This window comes from Pseudomonas sp. 2VD, from assembly GCF_005503585.1.
Lineage (GTDB): Bacteria > Pseudomonadota > Gammaproteobacteria > Pseudomonadales > Pseudomonadaceae > Pseudomonas > Pseudomonas aeruginosa.
In genome coordinates this window covers 1-17,835 of the sequence record NZ_SCND01000029.1, presented here as the reverse complement: position 1 = coordinate 17,835, position 17,835 = coordinate 1, and the positions used below count along the sequence as shown (strand labels likewise).

Annotated in this window: 16 protein-coding genes; 1 reads left to right on the top strand and 15 read right to left on the bottom strand. The window is 66.4% G+C overall.

Translation table 11 applies throughout. The features are described from left to right. Positions 1-14: 14 nt before the first annotated feature. From purF to leuC, 14 genes are all read right to left on the bottom strand, one after another. A complete protein-coding gene (purF, locus tag FFS27_RS05500; protein ID WP_003091383.1) occupies positions 15-1,520 on the bottom strand; it encodes an amidophosphoribosyltransferase in 1,506 nt (501 codons plus the stop codon). A 222-nt stretch (positions 1,521-1,742) separates the two neighbouring features. Then, positions 1,743-2,285, bottom strand: coding sequence for a CvpA family protein (locus FFS27_RS05495; protein ID WP_003113932.1), 543 nt, complete (start codon positions 2,283-2,285; stop codon positions 1,743-1,745). 73 nt (positions 2,286-2,358) lie between these two features. Continuing rightward, positions 2,359-3,006, bottom strand: a complete 648-nt coding sequence (locus tag FFS27_RS05490; protein ID WP_023091549.1) for an SPOR domain-containing protein — start codon at positions 3,004-3,006, stop codon at positions 2,359-2,361. A gap of 3 nt (positions 3,007-3,009) precedes the next feature. Then, entirely contained in the window at positions 3,010-4,299 is a 1,290-nt protein-coding gene (folC, locus tag FFS27_RS05485) for a bifunctional tetrahydrofolate synthase/dihydrofolate synthase (RefSeq protein ID WP_015502644.1), read from the bottom strand. Continuing rightward, positions 4,296-5,168 (bottom strand): acetyl-CoA carboxylase, carboxyltransferase subunit beta, encoded by an 873-nt coding sequence (gene accD, locus FFS27_RS05480; RefSeq protein WP_003104199.1) that lies wholly within the window; start codon positions 5,166-5,168, stop codon positions 4,296-4,298. The genes folC and accD overlap by 4 nt, the downstream gene beginning before the upstream one ends. Positions 5,169-5,436: 268 nt before the next feature. Further along, a complete protein-coding gene (locus FFS27_RS05475) occupies positions 5,437-6,072 on the bottom strand; it encodes a phosphoribosylanthranilate isomerase (RefSeq protein WP_003091389.1) in 636 nt (211 codons plus the stop codon). 89 nt (positions 6,073-6,161) lie between these two features. Then, positions 6,162-7,019, bottom strand: a complete 858-nt coding sequence (gene truA, locus FFS27_RS05470) for a tRNA pseudouridine(38-40) synthase TruA (RefSeq protein WP_015502643.1) — start codon at positions 7,017-7,019, stop codon at positions 6,162-6,164. A gap of 21 nt (positions 7,020-7,040) precedes the next feature. Next, positions 7,041-9,815 carry a motility hub landmark protein FimV gene (gene fimV / locus FFS27_RS05465; protein ID WP_023100917.1) on the bottom strand — a complete coding sequence of 925 codons (2,775 nt, stop codon included), beginning with the start codon at positions 9,813-9,815 and terminating at the stop codon, positions 7,041-7,043. Positions 9,816-9,983: 168 nt separating this feature from the next. After that, entirely contained in the window at positions 9,984-10,994 is a 1,011-nt protein-coding gene (locus FFS27_RS05460; protein WP_021265038.1) for an aspartate-semialdehyde dehydrogenase, read from the bottom strand. Positions 10,995-11,095: 101 nt separating this feature from the next. After that, entirely contained in the window at positions 11,096-12,208 is a 1,113-nt protein-coding gene (gene asd / locus FFS27_RS05455; protein ID WP_003111187.1) for an aspartate-semialdehyde dehydrogenase, read from the bottom strand. A 69-nt stretch (positions 12,209-12,277) separates the two neighbouring features. Further along, positions 12,278-13,360 carry a 3-isopropylmalate dehydrogenase gene (leuB, locus tag FFS27_RS05450; RefSeq protein WP_003091395.1) on the bottom strand — a complete coding sequence of 361 codons (1,083 nt, stop codon included), beginning with the start codon at positions 13,358-13,360 and terminating at the stop codon, positions 12,278-12,280. Positions 13,361-13,418: 58 nt separating this feature from the next. Continuing rightward, positions 13,419-14,180: a class I SAM-dependent methyltransferase gene (locus tag FFS27_RS05445; protein ID WP_021265039.1), complete on the bottom strand. Its 762-nt coding sequence runs from the start codon at positions 14,178-14,180 to the stop codon at positions 13,419-13,421. Between the two features lie 71 nt (positions 14,181-14,251). Beyond that, the gene (gene leuD, locus FFS27_RS05440; protein WP_003091398.1) at positions 14,252-14,890 is read right to left on the bottom strand and encodes a 3-isopropylmalate dehydratase small subunit; all 639 of its coding nucleotides are present in this window, start codon (positions 14,888-14,890) and stop codon (positions 14,252-14,254) included. Positions 14,891-14,901: 11 nt separating this feature from the next. Continuing rightward, positions 14,902-16,326 carry a 3-isopropylmalate dehydratase large subunit gene (gene leuC, locus FFS27_RS05435; protein WP_003091399.1) on the bottom strand — a complete coding sequence of 475 codons (1,425 nt, stop codon included), beginning with the start codon at positions 16,324-16,326 and terminating at the stop codon, positions 14,902-14,904. A 162-nt stretch (positions 16,327-16,488) separates the two neighbouring features. Here leuC and FFS27_RS05430 point away from each other — a divergent pair, with 162 nt between their 5' ends. Then, a complete protein-coding gene (locus FFS27_RS05430) occupies positions 16,489-17,382 on the top strand; it encodes a LysR family transcriptional regulator (RefSeq protein WP_003111186.1) in 894 nt (297 codons plus the stop codon). A gap of 92 nt (positions 17,383-17,474) precedes the next feature. Here the strand turns inward: FFS27_RS05430 and FFS27_RS05425 are convergent. After that, the coding region (locus FFS27_RS05425; protein ID WP_137951948.1) for a RidA family protein at positions 17,475-17,835 on the bottom strand (361 nt) is incomplete at its 5' end.

Sequence of the window (17,835 nt, the reverse complement as noted above, 5' to 3'; positions counted from 1 at the left end):
CGCTCTCCCCTTTGTCAGTCGTTGTACAGATCGATGATCGCGCTGACCGCCTGGCTCTTGGCCTTGGTCGCATCGTTGCGCGCCTGTTCGATCCGGTTCAGGTAGGCCTCGTTGACGTCGCCGGTCACGTACTCGCCGTCGAACACGGCGCAGTCGAAGTGATCGATCTTGATCTTGCCGCCGCCGACCGCATCGATCAGGTCGGGCAGGTCCTGGTAGACCAGCCAGTCGGCGCCGATCAGCTTGCTGACGTCCTCGGTGCTGCGATTGTGCGCGATCAGCTCGTGCGCACTCGGCATGTCGATGCCGTAGACGTTGGGGTAGCGCACGGCCGGCGCGGCGGAGCAGAAGTAGACGTTCTTCGCCCCGGCCTCGCGGGCCATCTGGATGATCTGCTTGCAGGTGGTGCCGCGGACGATGGAGTCATCCACCAGCATCACGTTCTTGCCGCGGAACTCCAGCTCGATGGCGTTGAGCTTCTGCCGCACGGATTTCTTCCGCGCCGCCTGGCCGGGCATGATGAAGGTGCGGCCGATGTAGCGGTTCTTGACGAAGCCCTCGCGGAACTTCACGCCGAGCCGGTTGGCCAGTTCCAGCGCCGCGGTGCGGCTGGTGTCCGGGATCGGGATGACCACGTCGATGTCGTGGTCGGGACGCTCGCGGAGGATCTTGTCGGCAAGCTTCTCGCCCATGCGCAGGCGCGCCTTGTACACCGAGATGCCGTCCATGATCGAATCCGGACGCGCCAGGTAGACGTGCTCGAAGATGCACGGCGCGTATTTCGGCGCCTTGGCGCACTGGCGGGTGTAGAGCTTGCCTTCCTCGGTGATGTATACCGCCTCGCCCGGCGCCAGGTCGCGGATCAGGGTGAAGCCGAGTACGTCCAGGGCCACGCTCTCGGAGGCGATCATGTATTCGACGCCATTCTCGGTATGCCGCTGGCCGAAGACGATCGGACGGATCGCATTGGGGTCGCGGAAACCGACGATGCCGTGGCCGGTGATCATCGCCACCACCGCGTAGCCGCCGACGCAACGGTCGTGCACGCAGGAAACCGCGGCGAAGATGTCCTCCTCGGTGGGCTGCAGCTTGTTGCGCACCGCCAGCTCGTGGGCGAACACGTTGAGCAGCACTTCCGAGTCGGAGTTGGTGTTCACGTGGCGCAGGTCGGATTCGTAGATTTCCTTGGCCAACTGCTCGACATTGGTCAGGTTGCCGTTGTGCGCCAGGGTGATGCCGTAGGGCGAGTTGACGTAGAACGGCTGCGCCTCCGCCGAGCTGGAGCTGCCGGCGGTCGGGTAACGTACATGGCCGATGCCGACGCTGCCGATCAGGCGCTGCATGTGGCGCTGCTGGAAGACGTCGCGGACCAGGCCGTTGTCCTTGCGCAGGTACAGCTTATCGTCATGGCAGGTGACGATACCGGCAGCGTCCTGGCCGCGATGTTGGAGGACGGTGAGCGCGTCATACAGCGCCTGATTGACGTTCGACTTGCCCACGATACCGACGATGCCACACATGTGACGCAACCCCTACTTGGCTCAAGCTGGAAAGATGGGAAGCGCGATCGGTCCGTCCCGGACCATCGAGCTGACCAGGGCCTCGTGGGCCGCTGGCTCCCGCGAATCGGCGACCTTCGCCGCCGACTGGCTCGCGGCACGTCCTGTGCCGCCGGCGCCGCGCCATCGACGCGCCGCCCTGGAAAACCGCGGGACTTGGCCTCAGCCAGTGTCCCGCCAAAATCACTGGCTGGGAAGCAGCCCGCCGATGCCGCTCGGCGGCGTTATCGGCGCGGCCGGCAACCACTGGCCGGCGAAACCGAGAATGAAGTTCTTCGACCAGTCGGCAACCATCAGGAAATGCGGCATCAGCACCGACTGCTGCCACCAAGGGTCCTGCTGTACCGGGGCCAGGCTGAGCAGGCCGACCAGCAGCACGACCAGCAGTACGCCGCGCGCACCGCCGAAGACCATGCCGAGGAAGCGGTCGGTGCCGGACAGGCCGGTGACCCGGATCAGTTCGCCGATGAGGTAGTTGACCAGCGCCCCGAGCAGCAGGGTCGCGATGAACAGCAGCGCGCAGGCTGCGATGATGCGGGCCGAGGGGGTCTGGATGTATTCGCCCAGGTGCTGCGCCAGCGCCCCGCCGAACATCCAGGCCACCGCGCCGGCGACTATCCAGGTAAGCAGGGACAAGGCTTCCTTGACGAAGCCGCGACTCAGACTGATCAGGCTGGAAACGACGATGATGGCGACCATCGTCCAATCGACCCAGGTAAATGCCACTATGCAGCCCACAAGCAGAAAAGGCGCTGCATTTTAGCAGAGCGCGCCCGCGACGGTAAGCCGCGGGTCGCGGTCAACCGCGTTCCGGCTGGAAGCGCACGACGAAGCCGTTGAGCTTCTGCTGCTTGCTCAACTGGTCGCGCAGGCGATCCGCCTCGGCGCGCTGGATCACCGGCCCGACGAAGACCCGGTTCATCCCATCGAAACTGCGGATGTAGGCGTTGTAGCCCTGGGAGCGCAGGGTCTTCTGCAGTTCCTCGGCGCGCGCCCGGTTGGACAGGCTGGCAAGCTGTACCGACCAGCTCTGCGGCAGGTTGTTGGCGTCCAGGCGCTTCTCCGCGGGCGGCGGGCTCGGCGGCGCAGCGGGCGGTTGCGGCTGGCTTGGCGGCGGGCTGGCGGCCGGCGCCTGGGTCTGGGCAGGCGGCGGGGTCGCCGGCAGGCCGCCGATCGGCTGGCTGGGCTGGCCGGCGGCGGCCGAGGAGCCTTCCTCGACGATCTCGGGAGCGATGTCTTCTTCGCCGGGCTGCAGTTCCGGCACCTCGGTCGGCTGCACCTCGACACTGGGCATGGCCGGCGCTTGCGGGCGCGGCGGCGCTTCCACCACGACCTGGCGCGACTCGTCTTCGCGGGTGAACAGCATCGGCAGGAAGATCACCGCCAGGGCGATCAGCACCAACGCCCCGACGATGCGCTGCTTCAGCCCTCTTTCCAGCAAGGCCATGATTTACTCCCCCTTATCCGTTCTACGGGCCAGCCATTCCAGGCCTTCGGCCACGCTATAGAACGATCCGAACAGCAGAATGACATCATCCGCGGTAGCCTTGGCGCACTGCGCGTCCAGGGCGGCGGCGATATCCGCATGGCTGCTCGCCGGAACCTGGCGCAGGATCAGCGCCGCCTCCAGCTCCGCGGCCGGCCGCGAACGCGGGGTCGGCAACGGTGCAACGGCCCAATCCTGCACCAAGCCGGTCAAGGGTTCCAGTACGCCATCCAGGTCCTTGTCCGCCAGCAGGCCGAAGACCGCCAGGTAGCGTCCTCGTGGCGCTGCGGCACGCAGGCGTTGCGCCAGGTACTGGGCGGCCTGGGGATTGTGCCCGACGTCCAGCAGGAGCTGGCGTGGCTGGCCGTTCCAGGACAGGTCGCGGCGATCGAGGCGACCGGTCACCCGGGTCCGCCGCAGCGCCTCGGCCAGGCGCTCCGCCTGCCAGGGCAACTCGAGCAACGCGTAGGCCTGCAGGGCCAGCGCGGCGTTTTCCATGGGCAACTCGAGCAACGGCAGATCGTGCAGCGCCAGCGCCTGGCCGTCCGCGGCCAGCCCGCGCCAGTGCCAGCCATGATCGGCGAGCGCCAGGTCGTAGTCGCGACCGCGCAGGTAAAGCGGTGCCCCCAGCGCAGCCACCTGCTCCAGCAATGGCTGCGGGGGATCGAGATCGCCGCACAGGGCCGGTTTGCCGGCGCGCAGGATACCGGCTTTCTCGAAAGCCACGCTTTCGCGGGTATCGCCCAGCCACTCGGCATGGTCCAGGCCGATGCTGGTGATCAGCGCCAGGTCGGCGTCGATCAGGTTGACCGCATCCAGGCGCCCGCCAAGGCCGACTTCCAGCACCGCAAAGTCCAGCCCGGCGCGCTCGAACAGCCAGAAGGCGGCCAGCGTGCCCATTTCGAAATAGGTCAGGGAAATCTCGCCGCGTGCGGCCTCCACCGCGGAGAAGGCGTCGCACAGTTGCGCATCGCCGGCCTCGATGCCGTCGATCCGCACCCGCTCGTTGTAGCGCAGCAGGTGCGGCGAGCTGTAGACCCCGACCGACAACCCCTGCTCACGCAGCAGCTCGGCGAGCAGGGCGCAGGTAGAGCCCTTGCCGTTGGTCCCGGTAACGGTGACCACGCGTTTCGCCGGCCTTCCCAGGCCGAGCCGGCGCGCTACCTCGCGGGAACGCTCCAGACCCATGTCGATGGCCGTCGGATGGAGTTGTTCGAGATAGCTCAGCCAATCGGCCAGGGAACGCTGGGTCATGCGGATACGGGGCTCGGCGAATGAGTGAAGGCCGACAGCAGATTGGCCAGGCGCGGCCGCAACTCGGCACGATGCACGATCATGTCGATGGCGCCATGCTCGAGGAGGAACTCGCTACGCTGGAAGCCTTCCGGCAGCTTCTCGCGGACGGTCTGCTCGATCACGCGGGGACCGGCGAAGCCGATCAGCGCCTTGGGTTCGCCGACGATCACGTCGCCGAGCATCGCCAGGCTGGCGGAAACGCCGCCGTAGACCGGGTCGGTCAATACCGAGACGAACGGGATGCCTTCTTCGCGCAGGCGCGCCAGGACCGCCGAAGTCTTGGCCATCTGCATCAGCGAGATCAGCGCTTCCTGCATGCGCGCGCCGCCGGAGGCGGAGAAGCAGATCAGCGGGCAGCGCTTCTCCAGGGCGACGTTGGCCGCGCGAACGAAGCGCTCGCCGACGATGGCGCCCATCGAACCGCCCATGAAGGAGAACTCGAAGGCGCAGGCGACCACCGGCATACCCTGCAGCTTGCCGCTCATGGCGATCAGCGCGTCCTTCTCGCCGGTGTCCTTCTGTGCCGCGGCGAGGCGATCCTTGTACTTCTTGCTGTCGCGGAATTTCAGGCGGTCCACCGGCTCGAGGTCGGCACCCAGCTCCTCGCGACCGTCCTCATCGAGGAAGATGTCCAGGCGGGTACGCGCGTTGATGCGCATGTGGTGGTCGCACTTCGGGCAGACATCCAGGGTCTTTTCCAGCTCCGGACGGTACAGCACGGCTTCGCAGGACGGGCATTTGTGCCACAGGCCTTCCGGTACCGAACTCTTCTGGGACTCGGAACGCATGATGGAAGGGATCAGCTTGTCTACCAGCCAGTTGCTCATGCTCTTTGTTCTCCAGTGCAAGGTCGGGATGGCCGCACCGATCCGGTGACGACGTCCCTGAGCAAATTCATCTTCGTGACCGCCGGCAGCGGTGGGCCCCACGGCTGCGAAGCGTTTCGCGGCCTGTCCCATCCCCCGCCTGCGCGGTCACCTGGGCGATACCCGGCGAGCGGCTATCGCGAAATATCTGGCCTCCCTATCGGCGGCCGGGCGTTGTCGCGGAAACGGCGACACGCTAGTGGACGGCGGCGGGCCGCCCGTCGTCACATCATGTCTCGTCGCGGCGCCGCGAACGCACCGCGTCCACGAACGCGCGGACCCTCGCCGCATCCTTGATTCCCTTGCTCGCCTCGACGCCACCGCTGACGTCCACCGCGTAGGGCTTGACCTGCTCGACTGCCCTGCCGACGTTATCCGGCGTCAGACCGCCGGCCAGCACCAGGGGTTTGCCCAGGTCGGCCGGCACCAGCGACCAGTCGAACGCCGCCCCCGTGCCGCCGGGCACGCCTTCCACATAGGTATCCAGGAGAATCCCGGCAGCTCCCGGATATGCCGCCGCGCGCCCGACGATGTCGTCGCCGGGCTTCATCCGCAGGGCTTTCAGGTAGGGTCGCCGATGTCCCTCGCAGTCCTCGGCGCGCTCGTCGCCATGGAATTGCAGCAGGTCCAGCGGCACCGCATCGAGAATCTCGCCCAGTTCGCAGCGGCTGGCGTTGACGAACAGGCCGACGCTGGTCACGAACGGCGGCAGGGCACGAACGATTTCCCGCGCCCGATGGATATCCACCGCCCGCGGGCTCTTCGCATAGAACACCAGGCCGATGGCATCGGCGCCCGCCGCGGCGGCGGCCAGGGCGTCCTCGACTCGGGTGATACCGCAGATCTTGATGCGAACGGCTGGCAACGACGGAGAATCCTCGGCGAGTGAGCGACGAACCGCCGGACGGCCGGTCCGGCGGGAATTCTCGATGGTAGCAAAAGCCCGATTCGACGTCAGCCGACGATATCGGGCAATCCGGAAAGGAAATGCGGCCCCAGGTAGCGCTCGGGCAACTCGAACTCCCCGGGGTACTCCACCCGCACCAGATAGAGTCCGTAGGGGTGAGCGGTGACCCCACCGGCGCGCCGGTCGCGCGCCTCGAGCACCTCCTTCGCCCATTCGATCGGCCGCTCGCCGGCACCGATGGTCATCAGGACGCCAGCGATGTTGCGCACCATATGGTGAAGGAAAGCGTTACCGCGGATGTCCAGCACGATCAACCGACCATGCTCCAGCAAGCGCACGTGATGCATGGTCTTGACCGGCGACTTGGCCTGGCACTGCACCGCCCGGAACGAGGTGAAGTCATGGGTGCCGACCAGTACCTGGGCCGCCTCGCGCATCCGCCCGATATCCAGCGGCCGATGGTTCCAGGTGACCTCCTCGGCCAGGTGCGCCGGGCGGATCGGATCGTTGTAGATGGCGTAGCGATAGCGCCGGGCCATGGCCGAGAAGCGCGCGTGGAAATGCGCCGGCATCACTCTCGCCCAGGTCACACTGATATCCGCGGGCAGGTTGGCGTTGGTGCCCATCACCCATGCTTTCAACGGGCGCTCCACCACGGTGTCGAAATGCACCACCTGGCCGCTGGCATGAACGGCAGCGTCGGTACGGCCGGCGCAGATCACCCCGACCGGCTCGGCGGCAACCTTCGACAAGGCGCGCTCCAGCGCTTCCTGCACGGAAGGCACGCCGGCTTCCTGGCGCTGCCAGCCACGATAGCGGGAGCCCTTGTACTCGATGCCGAGGGCGATTCTGGAAACGCCAGCGGCAGCCGATTCGGCTGCCGCTGGCGGAACAACATCGTTCATGAGGGTCGCTTCATTTCCGGATCAGGCCAGGCGCTCCAGCAACTCGCGGGCTTCCGCCTGCTGGCTGTCGTTACCTTCGGCCAGGACTTCGTCGAGGATATCGCGCGCGCCTTCGCTATCGCCCATGTCGATATAGGCGCGAGCCAGATCCAGCTTGGTCGCCGCTTCGTCGGCACCGGAGAGGAAGTCGAAGTCATCGTCGGCGTCTCCGTCCAGGGCGGAGGCGACCGCTGCATCCTCGGCGGAGAAACTCGGCGCCGCGCTCTTCGGCTCGTCAAGGTTGCTGGCCAACTCGTCCAACTGCGCACTCACCTCGTCCAACTGGGCGGCGAAACTGTCCTCGCCCTTCTCCGGAGCGGCCGGCTCCGTCGGCTCGTCGGCCAGCGACAGGTCGAAGTCGTCCGGCAGGGACAACGCCGGCTCTTCGGCAGCCTCGGTATCGAGGGTGAATTCGTTGTCGGCTGGCGCCGCGGCGGGCACCTCGTCGTTCAGCGAAAGCAGGAAGTCGTCGTCCGAAAGCTTGTCTTCCGGCGCATCGAGATCCAGGGAGAAATCGCCCAGGTCGTCATGCTTGGGTTGGCTCGGAGTCTCTGCCAACTCCGCGAAATCCAGGCCGAAGTCGAGATCGTCGACAGGCTTGTCCGCCGCGGTCGAGGCCGCCAGGTCCAGATCGCTGTCCAGGGTCAGGTCGTCCAGCGCCCCGCTGTCGGACTTGAGGTCGGCCTGCACGTCGTCGCTGCCAAGATCGCCGCCGCCCAGGTCGTCCAGGCTCAGGTCGAAGGCGTCGTCGAGATCCTGTCCTGCCGCATCCGGCTTGGCCGCGTGACCGCTGTCGTCGAGCGACAGGTCGTCGAGGCTGAAACTATCCAGCTCGTCCTGCGCCAGCTTGGCGCCGGCCAGGCCGGCAACCGCGGCGACCGCGACCATTGCCGGATAGCGCGACTTGAGCTGCTCGACCTGCGGCTGTGCGCCGCCGATTTCGCGCAGCTCGTTTTCCTGGCGAGCGAAACCTTCGCGATCGCCCATCTCGGCATAGACTTCCATCAGCTTGAGGCGCAGGTCGGTGCGCTGCGGCTCGTCGTAGATGGCGTTCTGCAACAGTTCGGCGGCCTGGTTGAAACGCCCGTAGGCGATATAGATGTCGGCCTCGCCCAGCGCATCGGAAGTCTGCGCAGTGGTCTTCTCGACCTGCGGCGCAGCGGCTGCGACCTGCGGTTCAGGCTCGTCGAGGGTCAGGTCGTCGAAGCCGTCCTTTCCCAGGTCCAGCGCATCCTCCTGTTCCTCGCCGGCATCCGCGGCGAAAGCCTGGGCTTCTTCCTTCTCTTTCTGCGCATTGCGCCGCGACAGGATCATCAGCAGCACCAGCAACGCCAGCAGTGCGCTACCGCCGATCACCGCCAACCACAGCGGGTTGGCCAGCAGTTCGTCGAGGAAGCTCGGTGCCGGCTGTTCTGCCGCCTGTACCGGAGCGGGCGCCGGAACGGCAGGTGCCGGAGGCTTCTCGGCAGCTGGCGCGGGCGGCGGCGCCACCGGAGGCTGCGCCGGAGCGGCGGGTGCTTCTCCGGCCGGAGCAGGAGTCGGCGCTGCCGCAGCGGGAGTCCCGGGCTGAGCCGGCGCCTGCGCGGCTGCATTGGGCTGGGACGCATCCGGCAGGGCTGCGTTCGGCTGGGCTGCGCCCTGGCCTTCTGCGCCCAACTGCCCTTGCAGCTTGGCCAACTGGGCGTCCTTCAACTGGATCAACTTCTGCAGCTTGTCCAGTTGGCTCTGCAGATCCTGCATGCGGCTCTGCAATTCCTCGTTCTCGCGGCGAGTGCTGTCGAGGCTTTCCTTGGTCACCGCCAGGGTATCGGCGATCGCCTTGCTGTCGCCCTTCCCGCCCTTGTCGGCCCCCTTGCTGGCCTTGCCCTCGCCAGACACCAGGCGCAGGTTGTCCGTGGCGTCGACCTTGGATGGCGCCGACCCGGCGGCATTGCGCTGGGTCGCATCCAACTGCCTGGCGCCAGCGCTGCCCGCGGCCGGATTGCGGCTGCCGCGCCAGCTCTGGTTCTGCGCCTGCACCTGGGACAGCGCCTCGCGCGGCGAGCGCTCCAGCATCTGCTGTTCGGTGGGAATGCGCAGGACCTGGCCGCTCTTCAGCCGGTTGATGTTGCCATCGACGAAGGCGCCCGGATTCAGTTCCTGGAACGCAAGCATCGCCTGGGGTACGGAAACGCGATCGGTACGGTTGCGCTGGGCGATCTCCCAGAGCGTGTCGTTGGAAACGGTGCGATAGGTGTCGCTACCTGCCGGCGCGGTGGTACGCACCGGAGCCGGCGCCTGCGGGGCTCGCGGGGCGCCGGTCGCGCGCGGCGCGCTGACCGGCGCTTGCGGAGCGCTTGCCGCGGCCTGCGGGGAGTACAGCGGCGGATCCAGCAGGACGGTGTACTCGCGCAGCAGGCGGCCGTTCGGCCAGAGCACCTGGACCAGGAAGTTCAGGTAGGGCTCCTGCACCGGCTTCGACGAGGTCACGCGAATGACGCTCTTGCCGTTGGGCTTCACCACCGGCGTGAACTTCAGGTCGGTGAGGTAGTACAGGCGATCGACGCCCGCCTTGCTGAACTCTTCCGGCGACGCCAGGCTCGGGATCACCTCGCCCGAACCCAGGTCACGAACTTCGAGCAGCTCGATCTCGGCATCCAACGGTTGGTTCAACGCCGACTTCAGGGTGATTTCCCCCAGTCCCAATCCATGCGCCATGCCGGAAGTCAGGACCGAGGCCGCCGCGATTGCCCGAACCAGTGTACGAAGCCGAACCATAGTGTAATCCCTTGGTTTTAATATCTTTTCTCGTTTCACGAGAGGGAGTGCGTCGGTGCTTGCTGTCCGCTCGCCCAGCCATGCATGGACGGACGCTCCCCGGCAGCAGCGGATCGAACCAGTATTAACAAGCTCGAATAATTCTACAAATCTGTGGGTAAGTATCTTTTACAGATAGTGTTTTATCAACAACTCACCCAGGAGCACGGCATTCAGCGCGGCACCTTTTCGCACATTATCAGACACAATCCACAAATTGACCTGACAGGGATCAGCCTGCCCCGCCCTCACCCGGCCGACATAGGTCTCGTCCTGGCCGAGGGCATCGCCGACCACCGTCGGATAATCGCCCTCGCCGACCCATTCGATACCTTTCGTCGCCTCGAGGACCCGCGTCACCGCAGCCAGGTCCACCGGTTCCGCGCACTGCAGGGTCACGCTGAGGCTGTCGCCGAAGAATACCGGCGCCTGGATGCAGGTAACGTTCAACGGTCCGATACGCTCGCCAAGCAAGGCCTGCACCTCCGCGAAGATGCGCCGCTCGATCGCGCTGTGCCCCTCGGCATCCACTGCGCCGACCTGCGCCAGCAGGTTGAAGGCGATCTGGCGGTCGAAGAGACGCGGCTCCAGGGGGCGCGCATTGAGCAGTTCGGCGGTCTGCCGGGCGAGTTCCTTCACCCCTTCGCGCCCCAGACTGGAGACGGAGAGGCAGGCTGTCAGGTTCAGTTGCCGGCAATCCAGCGTGGCCAGTAGTGGCGCCAGCACTTCGCACAGTTCGGCGGCTACGGCGCAAGGACTGGACAAAAGGAACGGCGCCGCTTGCGAGGCCAGGCGTTCGGCATTCACCGAAACCATGACCGGCGGTGCGACGCTCGGTTCCAGGGCGCCGCTCAGGTCGATCACCGAACAACCCGCCGCGCGGGCGCGCTCGGCATGGGTACGCGACACCTCGGCTGCCGCGGCGAAGAAGGCCAGGCCGACACTGGAAAAATCGAAGCTATCGACATCGCCGACGCGCAGGCTGCTTTCGGCGAAACCCATGCGCTGCCCGGCCGACTCGGCGCTGGCCAGCAGGTGCAAACGATGAAGCGGGAAGTCGCGTTCGTCGAGGAGACCGACCAGAGCCTCGCCAACCGATCCGGTGGCGCCTACGACTGCGACATTGAGGGGCTGGGACATGGGAAAAGCCTCGGCGGTCTGCGAAATAGGCGTGGCACTTTACTTGCCCACCTTCGCCCAGGCAATCGAGGCGCCGCCCATTGCGGGCGGCGCCGGATCGATCAGCGCTCCAGCAGGATGCGCAGCATGCGCCGCAGCGGCTCGGCAGCGCCCCACAGCAACTGGTCGCCGACGGTGAAGGCGCCGAGATACTGGGAGCCCATGTTCAGCTTGCGCAGGCGCCCGACCGGAACGCTCAGGGTGCCGGTGACGGCGGCCGGGGTCAGCTCGCGCACGCTTACCTCGCGGTGGTTCGGCACCAGCTTGACCCAGGGATTGTGCTGGCTGATCAGGCCCTCGATGTCGGTCAGCGGCACATCCTTGTTCAACTTGATGGTCAGCGCCTGGCTGTGGCAACGCATGGCGCCGACGCGCACGCAGATACCGTCGACCGGGATCGGGTTCTTGAAGCGGGCGAGGATCTTGTTGGTCTCCGCCTGGGCCTTCCACTCTTCGCGGCTCTGCCCGTTGGGCAGTTCCTTGTCGATCCAGGGGATCAGGCTGCCGCCCAGCGGCGCGCCGAAATGCTCGGTGGGGAAGGCTTCGCTGCGCAGGGTCTCCGCCACCTTGCGGTCGATGTCGAGGATCGCGCTGGCCGGGTTGGCCAGGTCATCCGCCACCGATGCATGGGCGGCGCCCATCTGCTTGAGCAGTTCACGCATGTTCTGCGCGCCGGCGCCGGAGGCGGCCTGGTAGGTCATGGCGCTCATCCACTCGACCAGCCCGGCGTCGAACAGCCCGCCCAAGGCCATCAGCATCAGGCTGACGGTGCAGTTGCCGCCGATGTAGTTGCGGGTGCCGGCGTCCAGGGCCTGGTCGATGACCTTGCGGTTGACCGGGTCGAGGACGATCACCGCGTCGTCTTCCATGCGCAGGCTGGAGGCGGCATCGATCCAGTAGCCCTGCCAGCCGGCCTCGCGCAGCTTGGGGAATACTTCGCTGGTGTAGTCGCCACCCTGGCAGGTCAGGATCACGTCGAGGGTCTTCAGCTCGTCGATGCTGTAGGCGTCCTTCAGCGGAGCGATGTCCTTGCCCACTTCCGGGCCCTGGCCACCGACGTTCGACGTGGTGAAGAACACCGGCTCGATCAGGTCGAAGTCCCGCTCTTCCAGCATCCGCTGCATGAGTACGGAACCCACCATCCCGCGCCAACCGATCAGACCTACACGCTTCATCGCAACTACACCTATATGAGAGAAGTGAGCTGGCCGGCAGCCATCATGGCGCCGGCCAAGCCCGTCAGATTACAGATTCTTGAGTGCCGCGACTACGGCATCGCCCATTTCCCGGGTGCCGACCTTGCGGCAGCCTTCGGACCAGATGTCGCCGGTGCGCAGCCCCTGGTCAAGGACCTTGCTCACCGCCTGCTCGATGGCGTCGGCGGCGGTCGCCTGGCTGAAGCTGTAGCGCAGCATCATCGAGACCGAGAGGATGGTAGCCAGCGGGTTGGCGATGCCCTGACCGGCGATGTCCGGAGCGGAACCGTGGCAGGGTTCGTACATGCCCTTGTTGTTCGCGTCGAGCGAGGCAGAAGGCAGCATGCCGATGGAACCGGTCAGCATGGAAGCCTCATCCGACAGGATGTCGCCGAACATGTTGTCGGTGACCATCACGTCGAACTGCTTGGGCGCGCGCACCAGCTGCATGGCGGCGTTGTCCACGTACATATGGGAAAGCTCGACGTCCGGGTAGTCCTTCGCCACCTCTTCCACCACTTCCCGCCACAGCTGGCTGGAGGCGAGGACGTTGGCCTTGTCCACCGAGCAGAGCCTGTTGTTGCGTACGCGGGCCATGTCGAAACCGACGCGGGCGATACGACGGATTTCGCTCTCGCTGTACGGCAGGGTGTCGTAGGCCTGGCGCTCGCCGTTCTCCAGCACGCGCTGCTCGCGGGGCTGGCCGAAGTAGATGCCGCCGGTCAGTTCGCGGACGATGAGGATGTCCAGCCCGGCGACCACTTCCGGCTTCAGGCTGGAGGCCGCGGCCAGTTGCGGGTAGAGGATGGCCGGACGCAGGTTGGCGAACAGGCCCAGTTGCGAACGAATCTTCAGCAGACCGCGCTCGGGACGGATATCGCGTTCGATCCTGTCCCATTTCGGCCCTCCTACCGCGCCCAGCAGCACCGCATCGGCCTGGCGCGCGCGCTGCAGGGTCTGGTCGGCCAGCGGCACGCCGTGCTTGTCGATGGCCGCGCCACCGATGACGTCCTCGGCCAGTTCGAAGCCGAGCTGGAACCTGTCGTTGGCCAGTTCCAGCACCTTGACCGCTTCCGCCATGATTTCCGGGCCGATACCGTCACCGGGGAGAACCAGGATCTGCTTGCTCATAACACCCTCTTGTCCTTCATTCATTGAACGGCGGGCATGCGCCGCCGTGATCGAACCGTCACTCCCGACGCAGCCACAGCACCAGCACGTCGGTGCTGAACGAGCCGTCGTCGGCAATCTCGAAATACTCTCTGACTTCCTCGCCCACCGCCAGCTGCAAGCTGCGGATCGCCTGGCGGAACACCTCCGGCGTACGCATCCGCGCGACCCACGACTGGAACTCCAAGCGCAGACGCTGGCGCCGGCTTCCGGTGACCAGCAACCCCGCCTCGCCGCTCAGGCGCGCCCACTCGGCCGGCGAGTAGTTGCGCACATGGCTGGTGTCGCGGAGCAGCTCGACGGTCTGCAGGAAGGTGTCCGGCAAGGCCTGCCCGGGCGCCGCCACGTCGACGAAGATCGCCACCCCGCCGGGCTTGAGCACCCGCCGCACCTCGCGCAGGGCCAGGCCGACGTCGCGCCAGTGATGGGTGGAATAGCGACTGAAGACGAAATCGAACTCGCCGTCGGCGAAGGGCAGGCTCTCCGCCTTGCCCTGCTCGGTGCGGATGTTCGCCATGCCCCGTTCCGCGGCGCTCTGCGCCACCACGGCGAGCATCTCGGCGGAAAGATCGTAGGCCACCACCTCCCCTGCCAGGGCGGCGACCTGGAAGCTCACGTGGCCGGCGCCGCAACCCAGGTCGAGGACCCGCGCTTCCGGGCGCCCGGCCAGGGCGTCGCGCAGCAAGGCGAATTCCTCGCCCTGGGCATGCACGGCGCTGCTCAGGTAGGCCGCAGCCTGGGCGCCGAACTGGCGCTGGACAACGTCATCGTGGTCGCTCATGAACCTACTCCGGGAGAAAAACCGGGCGCACCCTACCCAGGATGCGCCCGGCAAGGGGACTCGCGTGGCGCTCAGCGGAACAGCCAGGGCTGCTGCTGGCGGTAGCCGTCCTCGAAGGCACGGATCGCATCGGCGTCCTGCAGCGTCAGGCCGATGTCGTCGAGGCCGTTGAGCAGGCAATGCTTGCGGAACGGGTCGACCTCGAACCCCAGCACCTTGCCATCAGGACGGGTAACGGTCTGCGCCGCCAGGTCGATGGACAACTGGTAGCCTTCGTTCGCCTCAACCTGGCGGAACAGTTCGTCCACCTCGGCCTCGGGCAGGATGATCGGCAGCAAGCCGTTCTTGAAACTGTTGTTGAAGAAGATGTCGGCATAGCTCGGTGCGATCACCGTGCGGAAACCGTACTCGTCCAGCGCCCAGGGCGCGTGCTCGCGGGACGAGCCGCAGCCGAAGTTCTCCCGCGCCAGCAGTACGCTGGCGCCCTGGTAGCGCGGCTGGTTGAGGACGAAGTCCGGGTTCAGCGGACGCTTCGAGTTGTCCTGTCCCGGCTGCCCGACATCCAGGTAGCGCCATTCGTCGAACAGATTGGGGCCGAAGCCGGTGCGCTTGATCGACTTGAGGAATTGCTTGGGAATGATCTGATCGGTATCGACGTTGGCGCGATCCAGCGGAGCGACGAGACCGGTCGTCTGGGTATAGGGTTTCATCTCGGTTCTCCTCAGGCGAGCAATTCGCGGACATCGATGAAGCGGCCGTTGACGGCCGCGGCGGCGGCCATCGCCGGGCTGACCAGGTGGGTACGGCCACCGGCGCCCTGACGGCCCTCGAAGTTGCGGTTGGAGGTCGAGGCGCAGTGTTCGCCGCTCTCCAGCCGGTCCGGGTTCATCGCCAGGCACATGGAACAGCCCGGCTCGCGCCATTCGAAGCCGGCCTCGATGAAGATCCGGTCCAGGCCTTCCTTCTCGGCCTGCTCCTTGACCAACCCGGAACCCGGCACCACCAACGCCTGCTTGATGGTCGCGGCGACCTTGCGGCCCCTGGCCACTTCGGCGGCGGCACGCAGGTCCTCGATCCGCGAGTTGGTGCAGGAACCGATGAATACCCGGTCCAGCTGGATGTCGGTGATCGCCTGGTTCGGCCGCAGGCCCATGTATTTCAAGGCGCGCTCGATCGAACCGCGCTTGATCGGGTCGCTCTCGCGGGCCGGGTCCGGCACGTTCTGGTCCACGGCCAGGACCATTTCCGGCGACGTGCCCCAGCTGACCTGCGGCTTGATCTGCGCGGCGTCCAGCTCGACCACGGTATCGAAGCGGGCATCGGCGTCCGACACCAGCCCCTGCCAGCAGGCGACGGCCTGGTCCCATTGCTCGGCGCTCGGCGCGAAGGGCCGGCCCTTCACGTAGTCGATGGTCTTCTGGTCGACGGCGACCAGGCCGACGCGGGCGCCCGCCTCGATCGACATGTTGCAGATGGTCATCCGCCCTTCGATGGACAGGTCGCGGATGGCGCTGCCGGCGAACTCGATGGCGTGGCCGTTGCCGCCGGCGGTGCCGATCCTGCCGATCACCGCGAGGACGATATCCTTCGCCGTGACGCCGGCCGGCAGCCTGCCTTCGACCTTGACCAGCATGTTCTTCATCTTCTTCGCCACCAGGCACTGGGTCGCCAGCACATGCTCGACCTCGGAAGTGCCGATGCCGTGGGCCAGCGCGCCGAAGGCGCCGTGGGTGGAAGTGTGCGAGTCGCCGCAGACCACGGTCATCCCCGGGAGGGTCGCGCCCTGCTCCGGACCGACCACATGGACGATGCCCTGGCGCACGTCGTTCATCTTGAATTCGGTGATGCCGAAGTCGTCGCAGTTCTCGTCGAGGGTCTGCACCTGCAGGCGCGAGACCTCGTCGGCGATGGCGGCGATGCCGCCCTTGCGCTCGGTGCGGGTGGTCGGCACGTTGTGGTCCGGGGTGGCGATGTTGGCGTCGATCCGCCACGGCTTGCGCCCGGCCAGGCGAAGACCCTCGAAGGCCTGCGGCGAGGTCACTTCGTGCAGGATATGGCGGTCGATGTAGATCAGCGCCGAACCGTCGTCGCGCTGCTTGACCAGGTGCATGTCCCAGAGTTTGTCGTAGAGGGTCTTGCCGGCCATCGGGATTTCCTCATCAGCTTATTTCTATGCCCACAGGGCTTGTGAGGATGATCCTATGGCTTGTCTACGAATAACTCAAATTCATATTTTTCATCCAAAGCATTCCCAACAGGAATCCATTGGCGCTAAGCTCCGGGCAGCCGAAACCAGCGGAGGCCCGCAATGGACCTGAACAGCCTCAACACCTTCATCGCCATTGCCGAGACCGGCAGCTTCTCCGAAGCCGGCGAGCGCCTGCACCTGACCCAACCGGCGGTGAGCAAGCGCATCGCCGCCCTCGAACAGCAGCTCAATGCCCGGCTGTTCGACCGGGTCGGCCGCGAGGTCAACCTCACCGAGGCCGGGCGCGCCCTGCTGCCGCGCGCCTACCAGTTGCTCAACGTGCTCGACGACACCCGCCGGGCGCTGAACAACCTCGCCGGCGAGGTCAGCGGCCGGCTGGTCCTGGCCACCAGCCACCACATCGGCCTGCATCGCCTGCCGCCGCTGCTGCGCGCCTTCACCCGGGCGCATCCGCAGGTGGCGCTGGATATCCAGTTCCTGGATTCGGAAGTGGCCTACGAGGAGATCCTTCATGGCCGTGCGGAACTGGCGGTGATCACCCTGGCCCCGGAAACCGCCGAACCGGTGCGCGCAGTCCCGGTGTGGGACGACCCGCTGGACTTCGTCGCCGCCCCGGAGCACCCGCTGGCCCGACAGGGCACGGTGTTCCTCGCCGACGTCGCCAAGCACCCCGCGGTATTCCCCGGCGGCAACACCTTCACCCACCACATCGTGCGGCGCATGTTCGAAGCCGAAGGGCTGACGCCGAACATCGCCATGAGCACCAACTACCTGGAGACCATCAAGATGATGGTCTCCATCGGCCTGGCCTGGAGCGTGCTGCCGCGGACCATGCTCGACGACCAGGTGGTGCGCCTGCCGCTACAGGACATCCAGCTCAGCCGCCAGCTCGGCTACATCCTGCACACCGAGCGGACCCTGTCGAACGCCGCGCGCGCCTTCATGCGCCTGCTCGACGAACAGGCATTCGGCAACGGCACTCCAGCGGCCTGAAGCGATTCAGGTCGAACGCCACGGGTAGGCCCTCCCCTCTTCGCCGTCCGCGGCCAGCGCTCACCCGACCTGCATGCCAATGCCCTCGCGACTCAGCCCTCGCCGACCCACGCCTGCACCTCGACCTCCACGTCGACCCCCAGCGCCAGCCCGGCGGTCACCGTCGAGCGTACCGGCAAGGCCCCCTGCACATGACGCTGGTAGACCTCGTTGAAACCGGCGAAGTGGGCCATGTCCGACAGCCAGACGGTGACCTTCACCAGTTGGTCGAAACGCGCGCCACAGCTCTCCAGGGTCTCGCCGATGCGTGCCATCACCGCTTCGGTCTGGGTCTGGATATCGCCACGTACCACCTCGCCGCTCGGACTCATCGGCACCTGTCCGGAAAGAAACAGGAAGCCGCCGGCCCGCACCGCGCGGGAAAAGGGAAACGGCAGGCTGCTGGGGTAACGC